Source organism: Xanthomonas campestris pv. badrii (assembly GCF_012848175.1).
GTDB classification, from domain to species: domain Bacteria; phylum Pseudomonadota; class Gammaproteobacteria; order Xanthomonadales; family Xanthomonadaceae; genus Xanthomonas; species Xanthomonas campestris_C.
Genome location: NZ_CP051651.1, coordinates 3,067,990 through 3,088,768, shown reverse-complemented (window position 1 = coordinate 3,088,768; position 20,779 = coordinate 3,067,990). Strand labels below are relative to the sequence as shown.

Here is a 20,779-nt window from a genome sequence, read left to right as displayed (position 1 = left end):
CGAGCCAGAGAATGACCGTGTCGTTGTCTGCCGCGCAGGAACCGATATGCCCGGCAACGCTGGGTGGGAGCTAGTCCGGCGTCACGTCGGCGGTGGAAGGCGCGCGTTCGGCACGTGCCGGGCGGCGGTACACGAAGTCCGGTGCCACGGCCGCAGCTTCGCGCTCGGCAGTGGCGCGCACCTGCGCATGCGCGGGCGAGCGCTCGCACACCGGGTCCAGCGTGGCGGCATCGCCGCTGAGCGCCAGCGCCTGGCAGCGGCAGCCGCCCCAGTCGATCTCGCGTTTGGGGCAGCCCTGGCACACCTCGGGCATCCATGCGGTGCCGCGGAAACGCACGAAGGCCTCGCCGTGGTTCCAGATCTGCGCCAGCGTGCGATCGCGCAGATTGTCGAAGCGCATGCCCTCGATGGTTTCGGCGGCATGGCAGGGCAGCACGTCGCCGCGCGGAGAGATATTGACGAAGCGCTGGCCCCAGCCGCCCATGCAGGGCTTGGGCTGGCGTGCGTAATAGTCGGGGGTGACGAAGTCGATCGCCAGGCGGTCGCCAAGTTCGCGGCGTGCAGTTTCTACCGCAGCAATCGTGCCCATCAATTGTTCACGGCTGGGCATCAGGGCAGCACGGTTGCGCAGCCCCCAGCCGTAGTACTGGGTATGGGCCACCTCGATACGCTCGGCCTGCCATTCCAGCGCCAGCGCAATCATCTGCGGCACCCGTTCGGCGTTGTGCCGGTGCAGCACCGCGTTGAGCGTCAGTGGCAGGCCGCGTGCACGCACGGCGGCTGCGAATTCGCGCTTCTTGGACAGGCTGTTGCGATACCCGGCAATACGATCGGCACCGGCCGGGTCCACGTCCTGCACGCTCAGCTGCACGTGTTCCAGCCCGGCGGCCTGCAACTGGTCCAGCATCGGCTCGCCGCCGGCCACGCCGGAGGTGATCAGGTTGCTGTACAGGCCGAGCGCGCGCGCATGCGCCACCAGCTCCGGCAGGTCCTTGCGCAGCATCGGTTCGCCACCGGAAAAGTGCGCCTGCAGCACGCCCATGTCGGCGGCCTGCTGCAGCAGCGAACGCCAACCCTCGGTATCCATCTCTTCGCGCAGCGCCGCCAGCGCAATCGGGTTGGAGCAGTACGGGCACGCCAATGGGCAGCGGTGGGTCAGCTCCAGCAGCACCGATAGCGGCGGTGGGGGTACGGCATTGCTCATAATCGCAGCAACCGCTTTTGATGCAGGGTGCCGGTGAGTTCGATCACATCTGCCTCAATCTCGGCAGGGTCGGCATCGAATTCTGCCGCCAGCTCCTGCGCAATCTGCGCCAGCGAGCGCGCCCCGTCGAAACGTTGCGCCACCACGACGGCGATCTCGTCCAGTTCGACTACGCGCTCGGGTGCGAGCAGCACCCATTGGTCACGTGCACGGTCGTGTTGCAGGCGCACGCCTGCGCGCAGGGCCGGCTGGCTGTCGCGGCCAATGCTGCTCACGCGGCGACCCGGCTGGCAGCGCGGTCGGGTACGAAGGCGTCCGGCCACACGATCCCCGGTGAGACATAGGCCACGTGCAAGGCGTCCAGTTGCGCCCACAGCACCGAGCACTTGAAGTGCAACGCAGCCTTGACCAGCTCCTGCTTCTCTGCGGTGTTGGCATGTTGCTTGACGTAATCCAGCGCGAAATCCGAGTCGCGCGGTGCCTCGGTCAGGCGATGCTCGAAGTAGGCCAGCGCCTCGGGCGAGACGAAGTCGTAGTGCTTCAGCATGCCGGCCACGCGCTGGCCGATGATAGTGGGGGCGAACAACTCGGTGAGCGAGGAGGCAATCGCTTCGAGCAGGCTCTTTTCGCGCACGAACTGCAGATATGCCTGCACCGCGAAGCGCGTGCCCGGCAGCAGTGCGCGTCCGGATTCCACCAAATGGCGGTCCAGTCCCAGTGCGTCGGTCAGATGCAGCCAGCGCGCGATGCCGCCGTCGGCGGCGCTGTTGCCGTCATGGTCGAGGATGCGCTGGCGCCAGATGCGGCGCAGCGCAGGGTCTTCCATGCGCGCCAGGATCGCCGCGTCCTTCAAGGGAATGCAGCGTTGGTATTCGAAGCGGTTGAGCGCCCAGGCCTGCACCTGGCCGCGATCGAGCTTGCCATCGTGCAGCAGCGCATGGAACGGGTGCTGGTCGTGATACAGGCGCGCGCCGATGGCGCGCAAATCCGCTTCCAGTTGGTCGGGGGGGAGCAGGGCGGTCACAGGGTGATCTCCAGGCCGTCGTGCGCAACCTCCCAGCCGTTGGCGCGCGCGCTGGCGTATTCGGGCGAATGGAGATTGAGCACGGGATTGGTGGTGTTGATGTGGATGAAGATCTTGCGCGCCACATCGAGCGGGGCGAACGCCGCCATGGTGCCGTCCGGGCCATCGATGCTGAGATGGCCCATGCGCTGGCCGGTTTTCTGGCTGACGCCCAGCTGCACCATCTCATCGTCGCGCCACAGCGTGCCGTCGAAGAACACCAGCTCGGCGCCGCGCAGGCGCTCGCGCAATGCGTCGGTCATGGCCGCGCAGCCGGGGATGTAGTGCACGCGGTGGCGGCCATCGTCGATGGTCAGGCCCAGGGTCTCTTCATCGGAGCCGGCCAGGTCGCCGCCACTGCGCGATTCCATGAACAGCGGGACCTTGCCCGGCACCGAAAATGGCGTCAGTTGCAGTCCCAGCAGTGACAACGGCGTGTCCAGCGTGAATGGCTGCCGCGACACGTAGTGCGGATTGAGGGCGTCGAAGATCGGGTTCTGCGCCAGCAGCTCCAGCACGCGGCTGCTGGCATGCAACGAGAACGCCTGGCTCTCGCGCATCGACAGCAGCCCGGCGATATGGTCGATCTCGCCGCTGGTCAGCAGCACCGCCTCGATCGGCGAATGCCGTAGGCCGTGCTGCGGCCAGAGCGCAGGCGTCGCAAGAAGTTGTTGCCGAAAATCGGGTGAGGCATTGATCAGGACCCAGCGCTGGCCATCCGCACTGACGGCGATGCTGGCCTGGGTACGACGCTGGGCACCGTCTGCTTGTTGCCACGCCCGCTGGCTTGCGGGGGTATGGCAATTCCACTGCGGGTGCCCACCGCCGGCTGCCGATCCCAGAACAATGATGCGCATGGAGAGCTGTTACCTATCTGCCGGCCGCAGCCGGTCATGCATCAATGGGAGGGCGGCAGGTGAGCCAAGAAACGGCCGGATCAAAACTCGCCGGAGACGTAGCAATTGATTTCGGCGCCACAATTCACTTCACGAACGACAGGCTTCTTCCAGGTCTTCATCGGCTACCTCGCAGTTGGTGGAAAAACGCCGTCGCTGCGCAATGCGGCGATGACGTGCAGGGAGCATAGGCAGCCGGTTTGCCCGAGTTGTAAAGGGCGCGTAAAAAGCCGCATCCCGTGCCGCGCGGCATGTGTGCCATCGCACCCGTCGTGGCGCGCAGCGGTTGCGAATCAAGCCCTTGGCGGGTGAACCGACCATAAGTGCGCCCAGATGAGCTGCCCGCGCCAGGCTGGAAATTGCGCGTTGTGGAGATGGTGACGCGCACGTTACCGTAGCTGCCAGACTCCAGTCATCGCCTGCCGCCGTGTCCACCGTAGTGACCAGTTCCTCATTCGACCGCCTGCAGGCAGTGCTGCAGCGCCCCGCGCTGGCATCGGTTACTCCCGCATTGCGCCAAGCGCTGGCGCGCGCCTGGCAGGACGCGCCGCCTGCGCCAGCCGACAGCGTGGCGTGGTCGCTGCTTGGCGACACGCTGGATGCGCTGGCACTGCTGGCCGCCGACGAGGCGACGTTGATCGCGGCGTTGCTGTTCGACCTGCCGACACTACGCGGTGCGATGGCCGGCCTGCCCTGGCAGCCGGCCGAACGTCGGGTGGCAGTGGAGGGGCTGCTCGACGGGCTGGATGCGGCCGATCAGGTGTGGGCGCTGCACGCCGGGCGCGAGGCCGGGCGCAACAGCGAGGGATTGCGCCGCCTGCTGCTGTCCATCATCCATGACCTGCGCGTGGTGCCGATCCTGCTGGCACGGCAGCTGGCGCGCATGCGCGTGGCCGACCGCCTCAGCGATGACCAGCGCCGCGCGCTGGCTCAGCTCACCCGCGACATCCATGCACCGCTGGCCAACCGGCTGGGCATCTGGCAGGTGAAATGGGAACTGGAAGACCTGGCGTTCCGGCACCTGGAGCCGGACACCTACCGCCGCATCGCCCGCGAAGTGGACGAGACCCGCATCGCCCGCGAACGCTATATCGAAGCGGTCAAGCGCATGCTTTCCAGCGCGCTGGCGGACCAGGGCCTGCGCGCGGAGGTCAGCGGGCGGCCGAAGCACATCTACAGCATCTGGCGGAAGATGCAGAAAAAGCGCTTGTCGTTCGACCAGCTCTACGACGTGCGCGCGGTGCGGGTGATGGTGGACGATGTGGCCGCCTGCTATGCGGCGCTGGGCGCGGTGCATTCGCTGTGGACGCCGGTGCCCAGCGAGTTCGACGATTACATCGCCCGGCCCAAGGCCAACGACTATCGCTCGCTGCACACCGCCGTGGTCGGCCCGGAAGGGCGCACCATCGAAATCCAGATCCGCACCCACGAGATGCACGCCCAGGCCGAGCTCGGCGTGGCCGCGCACTGGAAGTACAAGGAGGGCGGCAAGGGCGCCGAAAAGGCCTTCGACCGCAAGATCCTGTGGATGCGCCAGCTGCTGGAACAGGTGCAGGAGGGCGACCACGGCGAACTGGCCGGCGCGCTGGATGCCGAGCTGATCGAGGACCGCGTCTATGCGCTGACCCCCAAGGGCGAGGTCATCGATCTGCCGCAGGGCGCCACCCCGCTGGATTTTGCCTACCACGTGCACACCATGGTGGGGCACCGCTGCCGCGGCGCGCGGGTCAACGACCGCATCGTGCCGCTGACCTACCGGCTGCGCAGCGGCGACCGGGTGGAGATCATGACCGCCAAGGAAGCGGACCCGCGCCGCGACTGGTTGCTGGCGTCCAACGGCTTTCTGGCCAGCGGGCGTTCTCGCGACAAGGTGCGTGCCTGGTTCCACAAGCTCGACCGCGCCCGCAATGTGCAGGCCGGCAAGGACTTGCTCGATCGCGAGCTCAAGCGGCTGGGCCTGCAGCACGCCGATTTGAGTGTGGCGACGCGCAAATTCCACGCCGAGAATGCGGACGATCTGTATATCCAGGTGGCGCTGGGCGACACCGGGCCGAACCAGGTCAGCCGTGCGCTGCTGGAAGCCGAGCGCGCCGCCTCGCAGCCGGCGGTGCCGGCACCGCCACGTCCGACCGCGCGCCGCGAGGGCCTGGGCAAGTCCAAGTTCACCGTGCAGGGCGTGGGCAACCTGCTGGTGCAACTGGCGCGGTGCTGCCAGCCGGTGGCCGGCGAGCCGATTGCCGGCTATCTCACCCGCGGCCGCGGCATCACCGTGCACCGCACCGACTGCGTGGCGCTGGCGCGGCTGGCGGCCGCCCACCCGCAACGCGTGTTGCCGGTGGAGTGGGGCAAGGCGGGCAGCGGCTACGAGGTGGATGTGCAGGTGCGCGCAGTGGACCGGCGCTGGTTGCTCAAGGACATCACCAACCTGATCGCGCAGGAAGACGCTCACGTGCTGGAGATCAACAGCGACAACGTGCGCGACACCGGCAGGGCGCAGCTGCGGCTGCGGCTCAAGGTCAGCGACTACGACCAGTTGTCTGCGCTGCTGGGCAAGCTGGATGCCTTGCCCGGGGTCAGCGAAGTGCGAAGACTAGGCTAAGCGGCCCGCAAAACCGCAGTGTTCTGCGTCAAAGTGCCCCCTTCGGCCGATGCTGCCAATACGCATGCGCGGCTTCCACCGCTCATCCGTCCGGCTTGCCCGCGATACGGGCAGCCGCTCACGCTGCAGCTGTGCCTGCCCCGCACTGCAGGCGCCTTGAAAATTCGCCGAAGGAGTTCAAGGCGCCTTCAGCCGTTCGCACGTGCGCGCCTCAACGACTCCCGACTCCCGAACAAACCCACGCCACCTTCGCGCCACCCCGCTACCATGGCAGGGTGAACGCGTCCCCGTCAGGTCGCGCCAAGGATGGACGCAACCGCATGTTTCCGCTGCCGCGCTGGGCCAGGTCGCCCCGCCTCTGGGCGCCGCTGCGCAGCCGCGCGCTCTGGCGCGTGGTGCTGGCGCTATCGCTCTGCCTGCTGATGGGGGTGATCGTGTTGCGCCAGCCGCTCGCCGACTGGCTGTGGCCGGACACCCGGATCCAGCAACTGCTGCAGCGTGGCACTGCCGCATTGGCACGCGGCACGCTCAGTGCTGCCGACGGCAACGGGGCGCGCGAACTGTTTGCCGCCGCACTTGCGCTGGATGGCGACCGCAGCGAGGCCCGCGCCGGGCTGGCGCGTACCGGTGCGGCCGCGGTGGTGCAGGCGCGTGCGGCGATCGCGGCCGGCGATGCGGCCGATGCGCAACGTGCGCTGGCGCTGGCAACCGCGTTGGAGGTGCCGCAGGCGCAGATCGCCCCGGTCGCCCTGCGTCTGCGCGACCTGCAGGCCCGCCGCGCCGGCCTGGATGCCCTGGTCGCCCAAGCAGTCGCCGCCCAGCAACAGGGTCGCCTGGATGGCACGCCCGACAGTGCGTTGCCGCTGTACCAACGCGTCCTCAGCCTGGCACCGGACCGTACCGATGCACTGGAAGGGCGCGAAGATGCCCTGGCCGATCTGCTGGCGCAGGCGCGCCACGCCCTGGCGCGCGATGCGCTTGGCGAGGCCGCCGCGCTGTTGGTGGCGGCCAAGCGCTACGACGCCGGCCACGCCGATGTGCCGTCGACCGAAGGCCATTACCACCGTGCGCTCGAACAGCGGCGGCAGCGTGCCGACACCTTGCTGCGACGGGGGCGCCTGGCACCGGCGGCGCGCGATTTCATGGCGGTGCTGGCGGCCGAGCCGGAAGATGCCGGCGCACGTCGCGGGCTTGAGCAGGTGGCCAGCGAATATGCCGCCCAGGCGGGGCGCCAGGCCGCGGATTTCCATTTTGACGACGCCATGCAGTCGCTGCAGCAGGCGCGGGTGCTGGTGCCGGGCGCCGCCTCCATCGCCCAGGCCGAACAGGCGATCGCGCGCGCCCGCGATGCCCAGCGTGGGCCAGAAACCGGCTTGTCGCGTGGCGTGCGCGAACGCCGGTTGCGCGTGTTGCTGCAACGCGTGGCCGATGCCGAGGCACGACAGCAATGGATGACCCCGCCGGGCGCCAGCGCCTACGACGCCGTGCGCGCCGCACAGGCGCTGGCGCCGCGCGATGCGCGCGTGCTGCAGGCCGCTGCGCGCGTGGCGCCGGCCAGTCGACGCTGTTTCGAAGACGAGCTTCGCGATAACCGCCTGCGCGCGGCGCGCGGCTGCCTGGATGCCTGGCAGGCATTGACGCCCACGGGCGAGGCGCTGGCCGCCGCACGCCGGCGCCTGGCGCAGCGCTGGATTGCCGTTGGCAGCGAACGCCTGGGCCAGGAAGATGCCGCGTTCGCGCGGCGTGCGCAGGACGAGGCACACCAGCTGGACCCGGGACTGCCCGAACTGGCCGAGTTCACGCGACGGGTCAGGGCGGTGACCGAGCAGCGCTGATGGGTGCGAGCGTGGCGAGCACGGTGCCCGGCCTGCGTTCGTCCTTTTTCTCTAAACCCTTTCCCCCAGCAGAGAGGGGCAGGCGGGTTGTTACTCCACCAAGTGAACGGAGATGGCACCTGCGAGCTGTTACCAGCAGGTGCGCGCCCAGATGTGCGATGTTCGCTCGCGACTGCACTCAGAAGCGCGTTGAGAGTCAGCGGCGACGTGCCAACGCCGCCGCATGCCGCTTCACTCGGCGATGCACTGATTCAACAGCGCCGACTCAATCGGCAATGAACAATGCACGCACCGTCTTGCGCGCGGCATCCAGCGAGAAATGCTCGTCCACGTTGCGCAGTCCGTTGTCGGCCAGGCGCTGCCACTGCGTCGCATCCTGGTAAAGGCGCACGATCGCCGCGGCGAAGGCATCGGCGTCGTCGGCCACGCACACATCCTGACCATCGCGCAGGTGCATGCCTTCCACCGCACAGCTCGTGCCGACCACCGGCTGCCCATGTGCCATGCTGAGATTGATCTTGCCCTTGACGCCGGCACCGAAACGCAGCGGCGCCACCGCGATGCGGACGTTGTCCATGAACGGCAGCAGATCCGGCACATGACCATGCAACTGCACGCCGGGACATTCCTCGGCCAGCAGTTTCAGCGCCTCGGGCAGGTCCGCGCCGATGCAGTGGAACACCACATCCGGTAGCTGGGCACGCACCTGCGGGAAGATCGCACTGATGAACCACTGCACCGCATCCACATTGGGCGGGTGACGAAAGCCGCCGACGAAGACCAGGTCGCGGCGTTGCGCGAAGCTGGGGCCGTTGCCGGCCACCTCGTGCAGGTTGGAGAGCAGGGCGGTGCGGATCTGCGGCGCGTCCGCGTGCAACTGCGCCTGTTCCGCAGCGGACACCAGCACGGTGACGTCGGTGGCGGCCATGATCTCCAGTTCGCGCAACCGGGTACGTTCTGCGCTGCGCAGCAGATTGGCATCGCCGGCCAGTTCGGCGCCGCGCCGCTCGCGCAGGTAGTGCAGGTCGACGGTGTCGAACAGCGTGCGCGCCTGCGGAGCATAGTGTCTCAGCAACGGCAGGCAGGCATGCGCAACGTGGTGACGTACCAGCAGCACCACCGCAAACCGCGGGCCATGCGTACGCAGCCAGCTGCCGATGCCGTCCAGAAACGGTGCGTACCAGACTTCCACGCCCAGCTGCTGCAGTGCCTGCGTGTGCCGTCCGGCGTGCTCGCGGCGGGTGGGCACGAACACCACATGCACGCCCTCCTCGCAGAGCAACCGGATCAGGTTGAACTGCCGCAGCGACCCCGAGTCGCGGTCCGGCTGCGGCACGCATTCGTCCAGGATCAACACCTGGCGTTGCCCGCGGTGCAGCTGCGCAGGTCCGGGAACGGTGCCCAGCGGCAAGTGCGCTGCCAAGGTGGACTGCCATTTCTCAGCGAACACACGCTGGTTGCGCACCGGATACGCCTTGACCCCGGTACGCACGTCGGTGCCGTTGCTGGTGCCCTCGTCGTGCACCACCACGCTGGCCGGCTGGACCAGGACCTGGCGGCCGGCGGCGCGTACCGCAAACGCCAGGTCGGTGTCTTCGTAGTAGGCGGGCATGTAGCGGCGATCCAGCCCGCCCAGCGTCTGCAGTAGCGCACGTGGCAGGGCAATCGCCGCGCCCGAGCAGTAATCCATTGCGCGGGCATAGGCGTAGCGCGGGTCGTCGGCCGATTCGAAGCGCCCGTAACTCCAGGCGCTGCCATCGGCGAACACCACGCCGCCCGATTCCTGCAACCGCCCGTCCGGGTAGACCAGTTGGGCGCCGACCAGTCCGGCGCCGGGATGCTGATCGAAGGTGGCGATCAGCCGATCCAGCCAGCCGGGCTGGGGAATGGTGTCGTTGTTGAGCAGCACCACGTAATCGCCGCGCGCCAGCGCGATGCCGTCGTTGCAGGCCGCGATGAAGCCGCCATTGCTGGCGCGCAGGTGATAGTGCAGGCCGGAGATCTGCGGCAGCTGCACTGCGGTGGCATCGCTGCTGCCATCGTCCACCACGATGGTCTCCATCGCCAGCAGTGGCGGATGCGCCGCCAGTGCGCGCAGACAGGCCAGGGTGTGGGCAATGTGGTTGTAGACCGGAATCACCACCGTCACGCGTGGGATTGCGCTGTGCGGCAGCGCGAAGGGGGCAAACGGCGTTGCGTCGGGCAACCACAGCGGGGTGCCCAGTGCGGCCGGAGGTGCCTGCGTGTGCACGCGAATGCGCTGCCAGGTGGCGCGCCAGCCACGCGTGCGCATGCTGGCCACAGAGCGGTGGATCAGGCCGAGCACGCGGTTGAACAGATAGCGCGCATCGGCCAGGGACATCGACATTGCGGTGGAACTCCGGCGTAGAGGACAGGTGGAACGTGGTGGCGCTGACGCACCGGGCGCAGCGGCATGGCGCGGCAGTGTAGCGGGGGAGATCCCGCCGCCTTGCGCCCGGCCCACGCCGGCCCGAGCTCCAGCGCCGGTGCTTTGTTAGCCGCGCTTAAGTCGGAACGGGCAGGCGGACCGCAACCATGACAGCGCTGCGCTAGACTCGCCGCACCCTACATTCTCGCATCCCCGTGCCCCGACGCTACGACAACGACGATTCCGACGATTTCCTGGACGACACCGACGAGCAAGGCTCCCGCTGGCAGCGCAGACTGATCGTCTGGGGATTTGCCGCGATTGCGCTGGCGCTCGGTTTCCTGATCCCGTACACGGTGTATCTGAACAAGCAGGTCAGCCAGCGCTTCGGCGAGCTGCGCTGGCAGATTCCCACCCGCGTGTACGGGCGTCCGTTGGTGCTGGCGCCGGGCAATGCGCTGGATGCGGCCACCCTCAAGACCGAACTGGATGCGGCGTCCTACCGTGACGACGGACAGGCCACGTTGGCCGGCACCTACCAGCAGGATGGCAGCCGCTTCATCATCGCCAGCCGCGGCTATATCGATGTGGACGGGCGCGTGCCCGCACGGCGGATCGAGCTTGCCCTGTCGGGCGGGCGCGTGGCCAGTCTGCGCGATGCCGGCAGCCGCAAGGCGCTGAAGAGCGCGCGGCTGGATCCGGCGCGGATCGCCACGCTGTACGGGCAGAAGCAGGAAGAACGCCGCCTGGTGCGGATGGAGGAAGTGCCGGAGCTGCTGGTCACCGGCCTGCAGGCGGTGGAAGACCGCGACTTCAACAGCCATCACGGTATCGACCTGAGCGGCATGGTGCGTGCGGCCTGGATCATGCTGCGCTCCGGCGGCCAGGTGCGCCAGGGCGCCAGCACGCTGACCCAGCAGCTGGCCCGCAGCGGCCTGCTCGGCATCGGCAAGGAGCAGACGCTCACCCGCAAATTCAACGAGATTCTGTACGCGGTGATCATGGAGGCGCGTTACGACAAGCGCACCATCCTGGAGGCCTATCTCAACCAGGTCTACCTGGGCCAGCGGGGCGGGCAGGCTATCCACGGGGTGTCGTCGGGTGCCGAACTGTGGTTCGGCCGCGATCTCAATTCGATGACCACCGAACAGATCGCGCTATTGATCGGGCTGGTCAAGGGGCCGTCGTACTACGACCCGCGGCGTAACCCGGAACGCGCGCTGGACCGGCGCAACTTCGTGCTGGGCAAGCTGCACGAGAACAAGCTGATCGACGACGCGGAGTACAAGCGCGCACTCGCCGCTCCGCTGGGCGTACCCACCGAGCCCGGCCTGGTCGCGGCCAATCGCTTCCCGGCCTATGTGGATCTGGTGCGACGCCAGCTGGCGCACGACTACCCGGAAGGCGTGCTGCAAGGCGCCGGCATGAGTGTGCTCACCGGTATGTCGCCGTCCGCGCAGGCGTATGCCGAAGGGGCAGTGACCGGCACCATCAAGCGGCTGGACAACAAGAAGCGCCCGCCGCTGCAGGCCGGGCTGGTGCTCACCGACGTGCACAACGGCGATGTGCTGGCCGTGGTCGGTAGCCGCGATGTGGCCAAGCCGGGCTTCAACCGCGCCGTGGAAGCGCAGCGGCCGGTGGGCTCGCTGCTCAAGCCCTTCGTGTACATGCTGGCGCTGGCGTCGCCGGACCGCTGGGCGCTGTCCAGCTGGGTCGACGACTCGCCGGTCACGGTGCAGCTCGGCCGCGGCAAGACCTGGTCGCCTGGCAATTCCGACAACCGCAGTCACGGCACGGTGCGGCTGGTGGATGCGCTGGCGCATTCCTACAACCAGGCCACGGTGCGGGTGGGCATGCAGGTCGGCGCCGACCGTATCGCCCAATTGATCCAGGTGCTGGCCGGCATCAAGGCCGACCCGAATCCGTCGCTGATCCTGGGCGCGACCGACCAGAGCCCGTACGGCATGGCGCAGCTCTACCAGTTCCTGGCGGCCGGCGGCGAGATCCAGCCGCTGCACGCGGTGCGCGGTGTGCTCGATCCGCAGGGCAAGCTGCTCAAGCGCTACGACAAGACTCCGGCACCGGCGCAGGAGGGCGATTCGGTCGCCGCCAACCTGATCAGCATCGGCTTGCAGCAGGTGGTCAGCAACGGAACCGCGCGACAGCTGCTGGGCGATGGCCTGGGTCGTCTGTCGCCGGCCGGCAAGACCGGTACCTCCAACGATGGTCGCGACAGTTGGTACGCCGGCTATACCGGCGACCATCTGGCAGTGATCTGGATGGGCAACGACCAGAACGCCGAGACCGGCCTGTATGGCGCCACCGGCGCGATGCGGGTGTGGTCGAGCATCTTTGCCCGCCTGCCCAGCGCGCCCCTGAAGGTCAGCGGCAAGGGGCTGGATTGGCAATCGGTGGATGCAGCCGGTACCGGCGTGACCGATGCCGGCTGCCCTGGCGCGCGCCAGTTCCCGTTCGTGGTCGGTTTCACGCCTGCCTATGCCCCCTGCACGGGCAACGCGCCGTCGATCGAAGGCGAGCCTGCCGATGCGTCCTCCGCGCCTGCCGAGCAATCCAGCGGCGGCGGCTGGCGGCGTTTCTTCGGCCTGGAGAAGAAGCCGGAAGACCCTGCGCCGGCGCCCGCGTCGGCGCCCCCTGCACATTGATTGGAGCGATTCGATGATCCGACTGCACCGTCCGCTTGTCCTGGCCGCGGCCACCGCGACACTGGCTGCCTGCGTCAGCGCGCCGCCCACGCCGCCGCCCACCCCGGTGGATCCGACCACGCCGACGCAGCGATTGCTGCTGATCGAGCGCGAGGCCGGCGCCGACGACACCGAGCTGTCGGTGCAGCCGCTGCGCGACCCGCAGGTGGACGACCTGCGCGACACCGCCAAGAGCAAGCGCCAGGCCGGCGATCTGACCGGTGCGGCCGCGGCGCTGGATCAGGCGTTGGGGCTGGTGTCCGGCGACCCGGCGATCCTGCAGGAACGTGCCGAAGTGTCCGTGCTGCAGGCCGACTGGCCGGCCGCCGAACGCTTTGCCAGGCAGGCGATCGAGCTGGGTTCCAAGACCGGCCCGCTGTGCCGCCGTCACTGGGCCACCATCGAACAGTCACGCCTGGCACGTGGCGAGAAGGAAAACGCCGCCTCGGCCAAGGCGCAGATCGTCGGTTGCACCGTGCCGGGAATGAAGAGGTACTGAGATCGGCGATCGAGCGACTGCGCTCACCGCCAGGTGGGCACCGTTGAGGCATGCTACGGCCGTGCCCTCAGCATGCTTCGGTGTCTGGAGGGCATCGAAGCCAGGGGAACGCAGCGCTCCGGCTGCGCGATCGGTTTTCAGCGGCTACGGGCGCGGCGCGGCGGTTGCTCCCGCAGTGGCGCGCGTATCCGCAAGCGATCAAGCGCAACCCGGGCAGCATCACCGCACACGCGCTAGGCTGTCGTGCTTTCCAGCCTGCATCCGTCCGGTCCCATGTCCCAACTTGCCACTGCCAGCATCGAGGCGCTCAGCGACGGCGGGGCGCTTGCGCGCCAGCTCGATGCATTCGCGCCGCGCGCTGCGCAGCTGCGCCTGACCGGCGCCATTGCCGAGGCGTTCGAGCAACGCGACGTGCTGCTGGCCGAGGCCGGTACCGGCACCGGCAAGACCTATGCGTATCTGGTACCGGCGCTGCTATCGGGCTTGAAGACCATCGTCTCCACCGGCACGCGCGCGCTGCAGGACCAGCTGTTCCATCGTGATCTGCCGCGCGTGCGCGCCGCGCTGGGCGTGGGCCTGCGCAGCGCGTTGCTGAAGGGCCGCGCAAACTATCTGTGCAAGTACCGCACCCAGCAGGCGCGTGGCGAGCCGCGCCTGGCCACGCCCGAGCAGGTCACCCAGTTCCAGCGCATCGTGGCCTGGAGCGGGCGGACCCAGTACGGCGACATGGCCGAACTGGATGCCCTGCCGGACGATTCGCCACTGCTGCCGATGGTGACCTCCACGGTGGACAACTGCCTGGGCACCGAATGCCCGTTCTATGGCGAGTGCTTCGTGGTGCAGGCACGCCAGCGTGCGCAGGCCGCCGATCTGGTGGTGGTCAATCACCATCTGCTGCTGGCCGATCTGGCGCTCAAGCAGGAAGGCTTCGGCGAGATCCTGCCGGGCGCGCAGGCGTTCGTCATCGACGAAGCGCATCAGTTGCCGGAGCTGGCGGCCAATTTCTTCGGCGAAAGTTTCGGCATGCGCCCGTGGCAGGAACTGGCGCGCGACTGCATGGTGGAAGCGCGCCTGGTCGCCGGCGCGCAGGCCGGCCTGCAGGCGCCGATCCTGGCGCTGGACGATGCGCTGCGCAGCCTGCGCGCCGGCATGGAAGGCCTGCCGCCGCGTGGCACGCAGTGGCGCGCATTGGCCAAGCCGCAAGTGCGCGAAGGCTTCGATGCGGTACTGTCGGCGTTGGCACGGCTGGGCGAGGCCTTGCTGCCATTGCGCGAGGCCTCGCCTGGGTTCGATGGCTGCACTGCGCGTGCGCAGGACGCCCTGAATCGGCTGTCGCGCTGGCTGGGCGAAGACCTGCCGGTGGCGGATTTTGCGCAGGATCCGCCGGAACAGACGGTCGACAACGATGTGCTCTGGTACGAACTGAGCCCGCGCGGATTCCGCTGCCAGCGCACGCCGCTGGACGTGTCCGGACCGTTGCGCGAGCACCGCGAAAAGTCGCAGGCGGCCTGGGTGTTCACCTCCGCCACGCTGGCGGTGGGTGGGCAGTTCGATCACATTGCGCTACGGCTGGGCTTGAGCGACCCGATGACCTTGCTGCAGCCCAGCCCGTTCGACTGGGCGCGCCAGGCGCTGTGCTATCTGCCGCCGAATCTGCCCGACCCGGCCGCGCGCGGCTTCGGCACCGCCTTGATCGCAGCGCTGACACCGGTGCTGGAAGCTTCCAATGGCCGCGCATTCGTGCTGTTCGCCTCGCACCGCGCGCTGCGCGAGGCCGCCGACGCGCTGCGCGGTGCGCCGTGGCCGCTGTTCGTGCAGGGCGAGGCGCCGCGCGCGACGTTGCTGCAACGCTTTCGCGATTCCGGCAACGGCGTGCTGCTGGGGTCTGCCAGTTTCCGCGAGGGCGTGGACGTGGTCGGCGACGCGCTGAGCGTGGTGGTGATCGACAAGCTGCCGTTCGCCGCGCCCGACGACCCGGTGTTCGAAGCGCGGCTGGATGCGATCCGCCGCGAGGGCGGCAATCCGTTCCGCGATGAACAGTTGCCGCAGGCCGTGATCGCGCTGAAGCAGGGCGTGGGCCGGCTGATCCGCAGCGAAACCGATCGTGGCGTGCTGGTGCTGTGCGATCCGCGGCTGATCACCAAGAGCTACGGGCGCACCTTCATGACCTCGCTGCCGCCGTTTGCGCGCACGCGGGAGCTTGCTGATGTGCAGGCGTTTTTCGAGGGGGCGGGACTGGGGGCCGGGGAGCCGGGACTGGGGACCGGGGACCCGGGACCCGGGTAGGGGCAGGACCGAGTGCTCTGGGCGGTCGCCTATGTCGCGCTCCTGTGCAATGGCAACGACGCAGGTGGCACATCCCGGATGCCACCTCGGACCCTCGAACCGATCCGTCGAGCTGCGCCTTCCCGGGTCCCCAGTCCCGGGTCCCCGATCCCGTCTATCTGCCGCCTCGTCCGCTCGAATCGATCAGTTAGACTTTGCGCCTTCCCGGTTCCCCAGTCCCGGGTCCCCGGTCCCGGCTCTCTCCCATGAACATCCTCGCCTTCGAAACCTCCACCGAAGCCTGCTCCGTTGCGCTGCACGTGGATGGACGCGTGATCGAGCGCTTCGAACTGGCACCGCGTCGTCACGCCGAACTGGCCTTGCCCTGGGCCGAGGCGCTGCTGGCCGACGCCGGCATCACCCGTCGTCAGCTCGATGCGATCGCGGTCGGCCGCGGGCCCGGGGCCTTCACCGGCGTGCGGCTGGCGATCGGTATTGCGCAGGGCATCGCGCTGGCCCTGGATCTGCCGGTGCTGGCGGTCTCCACGCTGCAGGTGCTGGCCTTGCGCGCGCCGGCCGAGGCGAGGCATGTGCTGGCCTGCATCGATGCGCGCATGGGCGAGGTCTATGCCGGGGTGTTCGCGCGCAACGAGGAAGGGCTGCTGGAACTTGCCCCGGAGCGCGTGTGCACGCCCGATGCGGTGGCCATGCCCGAGACGGCGCAGCGCGTGGCCGGGGTGGGAACCGGATTTGCGGCCGCCGACGGACTGCTGCAGCAACGCCTTGCCGCGCAGCTGAGCAGCGTCGATGCCAGCGCCTTGCCGCATGCCGCCGATCTGCTCACGCTGGCGGTGCCCGCGCTGCAGCGGGGCGAAGGGCTGGCGCCGGAGCGCGTGGAACCGGCGTACCTGCGCGACAACGTCGCACTGACCCTGGTCGAGCAACAGGCCGCACGCGCAGCGAAGGCGGCGGCCGCCGCGCCATGACCCACGGCGATCTCGAACGCGCGCGGTTTCGCGGCTGCCTGCTAGGTCTGGCAGTCGGCGATGCGCTGGGCACCACGCTGGAATTCCAGGCGCCCGGCAGCTTCACGCCGATCGACGACATGCACGGCGGTGGTCCGTTCGCCCTGCGTGCAGGGCAGTGGACCGACGACACCTCGATGGCGCTGTGCCTGGCGCACAGCCTGCTGCACCGGCAAGGCTTCGATCCCGCCGACCAGATGAATCGCTATTGCAACTGGTATCAGCACGGCTACCTCAGCAGCACCGGCCGCTGTTTCGATATCGGCAACACCGTGCGCCAGGCGCTGGAGCGCTATCTCGATGGCGGCCCCGCCTTCAGCGGCAGCGCCGATCCGCGCGCGGCCGGCAATGGATCCCTGATGCGGTTGGCGTCGGTGGCGATGTACTACGCGCATCGCCCCGGCGAGCTGGGCGAGCGTGCCGCCGACAGCTCGCGCACCACCCATGCCGCCGCCGAAGCACTGGACGCCTGCCGGTTGTTCGCGGCCCAGATGCGGGCCGCCCTGCTCGGCGCAACGCGCGCTCAGGTGCTGCGCACGTCGTGCGAAGCAATGGTCTCCCCGGCCGTGCAGGCCCTGGCCGCGCGCGACCATGCAGCGGTGCCGGCAGCGCAGATCCGCGGCACCGGCTACGTGGTGGATGCGCTATCGGCGGCGCTGTGGTGCTTCGCCACTACCGGCACCTTCGCCGAGGCGGTGCTGCGCGCGGCCAACCTGGGCGACGATGCCGACACCACCGCGGCGATCTGCGGCCAGCTCGCCGGCGCGTTCTATGGTGTGGAGGGCATCCCCGCCGCCTGGCGCGAACGCGTGCAGGACGCAGCCGAGATCATGACGGTGGCCGACCGGTTGCACGCCGCGGCGCAGGTGGCCTGAGATCCTGGCCACCACTGGACGCACAGCGCGCGCCTGGGCGTGTGTCAGCGGTCGTCGTGCAACTCACCATCGGGCAGGAACAGCCAGGTGCGCGTCACCTCGAGGATGTCCACGTCGTCCTTGGTCCTGGGCAGGGGCGGGAACGGCTGTGCCAGCTGCACCACCCGCAACGCGGCGGCGTCCAGCGTCGGGATCCCGCTGGAGACCAGCACGCGGCTGCTTTCCACGCTGCCGTCGCGGCGCACGCCCACGCTGATGACCACCTTGCCGCCCAGCCGGCGGCGGCGGGCATCGTCCGGATAATTCAGGTTGCCCACGCGCTCGGCGCGGTCCACCCAGGCGCGCAGGTAGTTGGCGTAGGCGTATTCGCGGGTACTGGCGGAGACGAACTTGCGATTCGGGCGCTTGGCGTACTGTTCCGAGCGCAGGTGCACCTCGGCCGCCAGCCGGGCCATCTCCGCATCGCGCTGGATGCGTTGCGCATCGGCCGGGGTGAGTGGGTCGGTCTGCGGGGTCGGTTGCGGCGTCGGCACGGCCTGTTCGCCACGGCGGCTGCTCACCACCCGGGTCTGGGTCGGCTGCGGTGCGTTCACGCTGGTGGCGCGTTGCGCCTGCGGCGCCAGGCCGGTGCGGTCCTGCGGCACCACGCCTGGCTGGCTGTCGCGCGGGCGCTGGGCGGTGTCGTGGTCGCCGCCGCCCTGCTGGTTGGCCTGGGCCAGGAAGTCGGCCTGCTTGGGCGTCAGTGGGGTGCTGGTCTGGCTGAAGATCACGTCCAGGGTCGGGACCAGCGGCGCGTCCTCGCTGACCGCAAAGCCCACCCCCAGGATCAGCGCGCCGTGCAGCAACAGCGAGATCACCAGCGTGGTGGTCAGCCGCCGGCGTTCGTCCATCGCTGCAGGCAGGGCCGCGGCCGTGCTCATTGCGCGGCGCCGGCCTCGATCGCATCGAACAGCAGCCCGGCGATGTTCAGCCCGAACTGCGCGTCCAGCTCGCGCACGCAGGTGGGGCTGGTGACGTTGACCTCGGTCAGGTAATCGCCGATCACGTCCAGGCCGACGAAGCGCATGCCGCGGCGGCGCATTTCCGGGCCCACCTGCGCGGCGATCCAGCGGTCGCGTTCGGACAATGGCCGGCCTTCGCCGCGCCCGCCGGCGGCCAGGTTGCCGCGGAATTCGTCGCCCTGCGGAATCCGCGCCAGGCAGTAATCGACCGGCTCGCCGTCCACCAACAGGATGCGCTTGTCGCCGGCAGTGATGTCGGGGATGAAGCGCTGCGCCAGGGTCAGCTTGCGGTTGCCGTCGGTCAGCGTCTCCAGGATCACATTGAGGTTGGGGTCGCCGGTGCCGCTGCGGAAGATCGAACGCCCGCCCATGCCGTCCAGCGGCTTGAGCACGGCCTGGCCATGCTCCAGCACGAACGCCTTGAGCGCGGCAGAGTCGCGGCTGACCAGGGTGGGCGGGCAGCATTGCGGGAACAGCAGCGCGGCCAGCTTCTCGTTGTAGTCGCGCAGGCCCTGCGGGTCGTTGACGATCTGCGCGCCGGCGCGCTGCGCCACGCTCAGCACCTGGGTGTCGTAGATGAACTCCGCGTCAACCGGCGGGTCCTTGCGCATCAGCACTACCTGGCCGGGGCCGAACGCCAGTTCGGCGAACTCGCCCAGGGTGAACCAGCTGGTCTTGTCCTCGCGCACGCTCAGCGGCGCGACCTGCGCCACCGCGCGGCCCTCGCGCAGGCTCAGCCCGCCCGGGCGCACGTAATGCAGGTGGTGCCCACGGCGCTGGGCCTCCAGCAGCATGGCGAAGGTGGTGTCTTTGGCGATCTTGATGGAGGCGATGGGGTCCATCACCACAACGACGTCGAGCGACATGGGCTAAACCTTTCGAACAGGTTGCCGATGGTAACTTCAAGCGGCGGGCGATGGCGCGCCCGGCCGGTTGCGAATGCGCGACTTGCCGGCCGAAACGCACCCGGACGCAGTCGGAACGTCCGCCTGGCGGGGCCCCGGCAACGCGCCCTTGACAGTCGATGCGGGTCTTGGGATATACATGCAGTTTCGTAGCGACGCCGGAAGGGATGAAGCGTTGCGCGCCCGGGGATATTTGCATGAGTGAAAACATTGCTGCGGGTGGGGAACTCGCAGGACTGAAGGTGATGGTGATCGATGATTCGAAAACCATTCGCCGCACCGCCGAAACGCTGTTGAAGCGCGAAGGGTGTGAAGTAGTGACAGCGACGGATGGTTTCGAGGCACTGGCCAAGATTGCGGACCAGCAACCTCAGATCATCTTTGTGGACATCATGATGCCGCGTCTGGATGGGTACCAGACCTGCGCGTTGATCAAGGGCAACCAGCTCTTCAAGTCGACGCCGGTGATCATGTTGTCGTCCAAGGATGGCCTGTTCGACAAGGCACGCGGCCGCATCGTCGGCTCCGAGCAATATCTGACCAAGCCATTCACACGTGAAGAATTACTGAGCGCGATCCGCACGTACGTCCACGCCTGACCAGGGGGAAAGGCAACATGGCTCGAATTATATTGATCGAGGACTCGCCCACCGATCGGGCAGTCTTCAGTCAATGGCTGGAAAAAGCTGGCCATACGGTCGTCGCCACCGACAACGCCGAAGAGGGACTGGAGCTGGTTCGCAGCCAGGCGCCCGATCTGGTGCTGATGGATGTGGTGCTGCCCGGCATGAGCGGCTTCCAGGCAACGCGTGCACTCGCACGCGACCAGGCCACCAAGGACATCCCCGTGCTGCTGGTCAGCACCAAGGGCATGGAAACCGACAAGGCCTGGGGTTTGCGACAAGGTGCCAGCGATTACATCGTCAAGCCGCCGCGCGAAGACGATCTGATTGCACGCATCAAACAACTGGTGCGTTGATGCGCTCTCCATTCGACATTCTCGAAGACTACGAGCGGCGTAGTCTTGCGCACGCCACGCCGCTGCCGGAACGCCAGTTCTCCGCAGACATCTGGCGTGGCGTCGGCTATCGCGTCGGTACCCGGCGGCTGGTCTCGGACTTCCGCGAAGTGGCGGAAATCGTGCCGATGCCGCCGGTGACGCCGGTGCCGGGCGCCCAGCCCTGGTTGCTGGGCGTGGGCAACCTGCGCGGCAACCTGTTCCCGGTGATCGATCTGAAGCAGTTCCTGGAGGGCCGGCGCACGGTGCTGCAGGAAGGCCAGCGGGTGCTGATCATGCGTCAGAGCGGCGGCGACGTCGCGCTGACCATCGACGAGCTCTACGGCCAGCGTAGCTTCGAACAGGCGCAGGCGGTCGAGCCTGGCGAGCTGGCGCAAGGCCGCTACGCGCACTTCATCGACCGTGCCTTCCGCAACGAGACGCAGGACTGGGGCGTGTTCTCCCTGGCGTTGCTGTCGCGCACTCCTGAATTCCGGCAGGCCGCGGCCTGAGCCGCGACCCCG

Annotated in this window: 18 protein-coding genes; 10 read left to right on the top strand and 8 right to left on the bottom strand. The window is 68.5% G+C overall.

Annotation, left to right across the window (positions count from 1 at the left end; all coding sequences use genetic code 11):
• Window positions 1–70: 70 nt before the first annotated feature.
• The 5 genes from pqqE to pqqA all read right to left on the bottom strand — a co-directional run bounded on the left by pqqE (window position 71) and on the right by pqqA (window position 3,285).
• Window positions 71–1,204, bottom strand: coding sequence for a pyrroloquinoline quinone biosynthesis protein PqqE (gene pqqE, locus HG421_RS13045; protein ID WP_169706739.1), 1,134 nt, complete (start codon window positions 1,202–1,204; stop codon window positions 71–73).
• Window positions 1,201–1,479 (bottom strand): pyrroloquinoline quinone biosynthesis peptide chaperone PqqD, encoded by a 279-nt coding sequence (gene pqqD, locus HG421_RS13040; RefSeq protein WP_169706738.1) that lies wholly within the window; start codon window positions 1,477–1,479, stop codon window positions 1,201–1,203. Before pqqD ends, pqqE begins: the two co-directional genes overlap by 4 nt.
• A complete protein-coding gene (gene pqqC / locus HG421_RS13035) occupies window positions 1,476–2,228 on the bottom strand; it encodes a pyrroloquinoline-quinone synthase PqqC (RefSeq protein ID WP_169706737.1) in 753 nt (250 codons plus the stop codon). The genes pqqD and pqqC overlap by 4 nt, the downstream gene beginning before the upstream one ends.
• Complete coding sequence (pqqB, locus tag HG421_RS13030) at window positions 2,225–3,124, bottom strand: pyrroloquinoline quinone biosynthesis protein PqqB (RefSeq protein ID WP_169706736.1); 900 nt, start codon at window positions 3,122–3,124, stop codon at window positions 2,225–2,227. Before pqqB ends, pqqC begins: the two co-directional genes overlap by 4 nt.
• 80 nt (window positions 3,125–3,204) lie before the next feature.
• A complete protein-coding gene (gene pqqA, locus HG421_RS13025; protein ID WP_002812057.1) occupies window positions 3,205–3,285 on the bottom strand; it encodes a pyrroloquinoline quinone precursor peptide PqqA in 81 nt (26 codons plus the stop codon).
• A gap of 236 nt (window positions 3,286–3,521) precedes the next feature.
• Between pqqA and HG421_RS13020 the strand changes: the two genes are divergently transcribed.
• Window positions 3,522–5,762 carry a RelA/SpoT family protein gene (locus HG421_RS13020; RefSeq protein WP_343204235.1) on the top strand — a complete coding sequence of 747 codons (2,241 nt, stop codon included), beginning with the start codon at window positions 3,522–3,524 and terminating at the stop codon, window positions 5,760–5,762.
• Window positions 5,763–6,082: 320 nt separating this feature from the next.
• Entirely contained in the window at window positions 6,083–7,597 is a 1,515-nt protein-coding gene (locus HG421_RS13015; protein ID WP_169706734.1) for a hypothetical protein, read from the top strand.
• Between the two features lie 265 nt (window positions 7,598–7,862).
• On the opposite strand, the gene HG421_RS13010 is transcribed toward HG421_RS13015, so the two are convergent.
• Window positions 7,863–9,965: a glycosyltransferase gene (locus HG421_RS13010; RefSeq protein WP_169706733.1), complete on the bottom strand. Its 2,103-nt coding sequence runs from the start codon at window positions 9,963–9,965 to the stop codon at window positions 7,863–7,865.
• Window positions 9,966–10,201: 236 nt separating this feature from the next.
• Between HG421_RS13010 and mrcB the strand changes: the two genes are divergently transcribed.
• From mrcB to HG421_RS12985, 5 genes are all read left to right on the top strand, one after another.
• The gene (mrcB, locus tag HG421_RS13005) at window positions 10,202–12,649 is read left to right on the top strand and encodes a penicillin-binding protein 1B (RefSeq protein WP_169706732.1); all 2,448 of its coding nucleotides are present in this window, start codon (window positions 10,202–10,204) and stop codon (window positions 12,647–12,649) included.
• Window positions 12,650–12,662: 13 nt separating this feature from the next.
• Window positions 12,663–13,187: a hypothetical protein gene (locus HG421_RS13000; RefSeq protein ID WP_169706731.1), complete on the top strand. Its 525-nt coding sequence runs from the start codon at window positions 12,663–12,665 to the stop codon at window positions 13,185–13,187.
• Window positions 13,188–13,460: 273 nt separating this feature from the next.
• Window positions 13,461–15,473, top strand: coding sequence for an ATP-dependent DNA helicase (locus tag HG421_RS12995; RefSeq protein WP_169706730.1), 2,013 nt, complete (start codon window positions 13,461–13,463; stop codon window positions 15,471–15,473).
• Between the two features lie 245 nt (window positions 15,474–15,718).
• The gene (gene tsaB / locus HG421_RS12990; RefSeq protein ID WP_169706729.1) at window positions 15,719–16,438 is read left to right on the top strand and encodes a tRNA (adenosine(37)-N6)-threonylcarbamoyltransferase complex dimerization subunit type 1 TsaB; all 720 of its coding nucleotides are present in this window, start codon (window positions 15,719–15,721) and stop codon (window positions 16,436–16,438) included.
• Window positions 16,435–17,352 (top strand): ADP-ribosylglycohydrolase family protein, encoded by a 918-nt coding sequence (locus tag HG421_RS12985; RefSeq protein WP_169706728.1) that lies wholly within the window; start codon window positions 16,435–16,437, stop codon window positions 17,350–17,352. Before tsaB ends, HG421_RS12985 begins: the two co-directional genes overlap by 4 nt.
• Window positions 17,353–17,396: 44 nt before the next feature.
• Here the strand turns inward: HG421_RS12985 and HG421_RS12980 are convergent, their stop codons facing one another.
• Together HG421_RS12980 and gshB are read right to left on the bottom strand one after the other, a co-directional pair.
• Complete coding sequence (locus tag HG421_RS12980) at window positions 17,397–18,272, bottom strand: energy transducer TonB family protein (protein ID WP_169706727.1); 876 nt, start codon at window positions 18,270–18,272, stop codon at window positions 17,397–17,399.
• The gene (gene gshB, locus HG421_RS12975; RefSeq protein WP_169706726.1) at window positions 18,269–19,219 is read right to left on the bottom strand and encodes a glutathione synthase; all 951 of its coding nucleotides are present in this window, start codon (window positions 19,217–19,219) and stop codon (window positions 18,269–18,271) included. Before gshB ends, HG421_RS12980 begins: the two co-directional genes overlap by 4 nt.
• A 236-nt stretch (window positions 19,220–19,455) precedes the next feature.
• Between gshB and pilG the strand changes: the two genes are divergently transcribed.
• From pilG to HG421_RS12960, 3 genes are read left to right on the top strand one after another with little or no spacing between them, the layout of a single operon-like run.
• The gene (gene pilG / locus HG421_RS12970) at window positions 19,456–19,857 is read left to right on the top strand and encodes a twitching motility response regulator PilG (protein WP_005913706.1); all 402 of its coding nucleotides are present in this window, start codon (window positions 19,456–19,458) and stop codon (window positions 19,855–19,857) included.
• Window positions 19,858–19,874: 17 nt separating this feature from the next.
• Window positions 19,875–20,237 carry a response regulator gene (locus HG421_RS12965; protein ID WP_029220782.1) on the top strand — a complete coding sequence of 121 codons (363 nt, stop codon included), beginning with the start codon at window positions 19,875–19,877 and terminating at the stop codon, window positions 20,235–20,237.
• Window positions 20,237–20,767, top strand: a complete 531-nt coding sequence (locus HG421_RS12960) for a chemotaxis protein CheW (RefSeq protein WP_014508568.1) — start codon at window positions 20,237–20,239, stop codon at window positions 20,765–20,767. Before HG421_RS12965 ends, HG421_RS12960 begins: the two co-directional genes overlap by 1 nt.
• Window positions 20,768–20,779: the final 12 nt, after the last annotated feature.

Bases quoted from the DNA above. Each gene is read 5' to 3' on its own strand.
- pqqE (WP_169706739.1), bottom strand. From the start codon at position 1,204: ATGAGCAATGCCGTACCCCCACCGCCGCTATCGGTGCTGCTGGAGCTG.
- pqqB (WP_169706736.1), bottom strand. From the start codon at position 3,124: ATGCGCATCATTGTTCTGGGATCGGCAGCCGGCGGTGGGCACCCGCAG.
- pqqA (WP_002812057.1), bottom strand. From the start codon at position 3,285: ATGAAGACCTGGAAGAAGCCTGTCGTTCGTGAAGTGAATTGTGGCGCC.
- HG421_RS13015 (WP_169706734.1), top strand. From the start codon at position 6,083: ATGTTTCCGCTGCCGCGCTGGGCCAGGTCGCCCCGCCTCTGGGCGCCG.
- HG421_RS13010 (WP_169706733.1), bottom strand. From the start codon at position 9,965: ATGTCGATGTCCCTGGCCGATGCGCGCTATCTGTTCAACCGCGTGCTC.
- HG421_RS13000 (WP_169706731.1), top strand. From the start codon at position 12,663: ATGATCCGACTGCACCGTCCGCTTGTCCTGGCCGCGGCCACCGCGACA.
- HG421_RS12995 (WP_169706730.1), top strand. From the start codon at position 13,461: ATGTCCCAACTTGCCACTGCCAGCATCGAGGCGCTCAGCGACGGCGGG.
- tsaB (WP_169706729.1), top strand. From the start codon at position 15,719: ATGAACATCCTCGCCTTCGAAACCTCCACCGAAGCCTGCTCCGTTGCG.
- HG421_RS12985 (WP_169706728.1), top strand. From the start codon at position 16,435: ATGACCCACGGCGATCTCGAACGCGCGCGGTTTCGCGGCTGCCTGCTA.
- HG421_RS12980 (WP_169706727.1), bottom strand. From the start codon at position 18,272: ATGAGCACGGCCGCGGCCCTGCCTGCAGCGATGGACGAACGCCGGCGG.
- gshB (WP_169706726.1), bottom strand. From the start codon at position 19,219: ATGTCGCTCGACGTCGTTGTGGTGATGGACCCCATCGCCTCCATCAAG.
- pilG (WP_005913706.1), top strand. From the start codon at position 19,456: ATGAGTGAAAACATTGCTGCGGGTGGGGAACTCGCAGGACTGAAGGTG.
- HG421_RS12965 (WP_029220782.1), top strand. From the start codon at position 19,875: ATGGCTCGAATTATATTGATCGAGGACTCGCCCACCGATCGGGCAGTC.
- HG421_RS12960 (WP_014508568.1), top strand. From the start codon at position 20,237: ATGCGCTCTCCATTCGACATTCTCGAAGACTACGAGCGGCGTAGTCTT.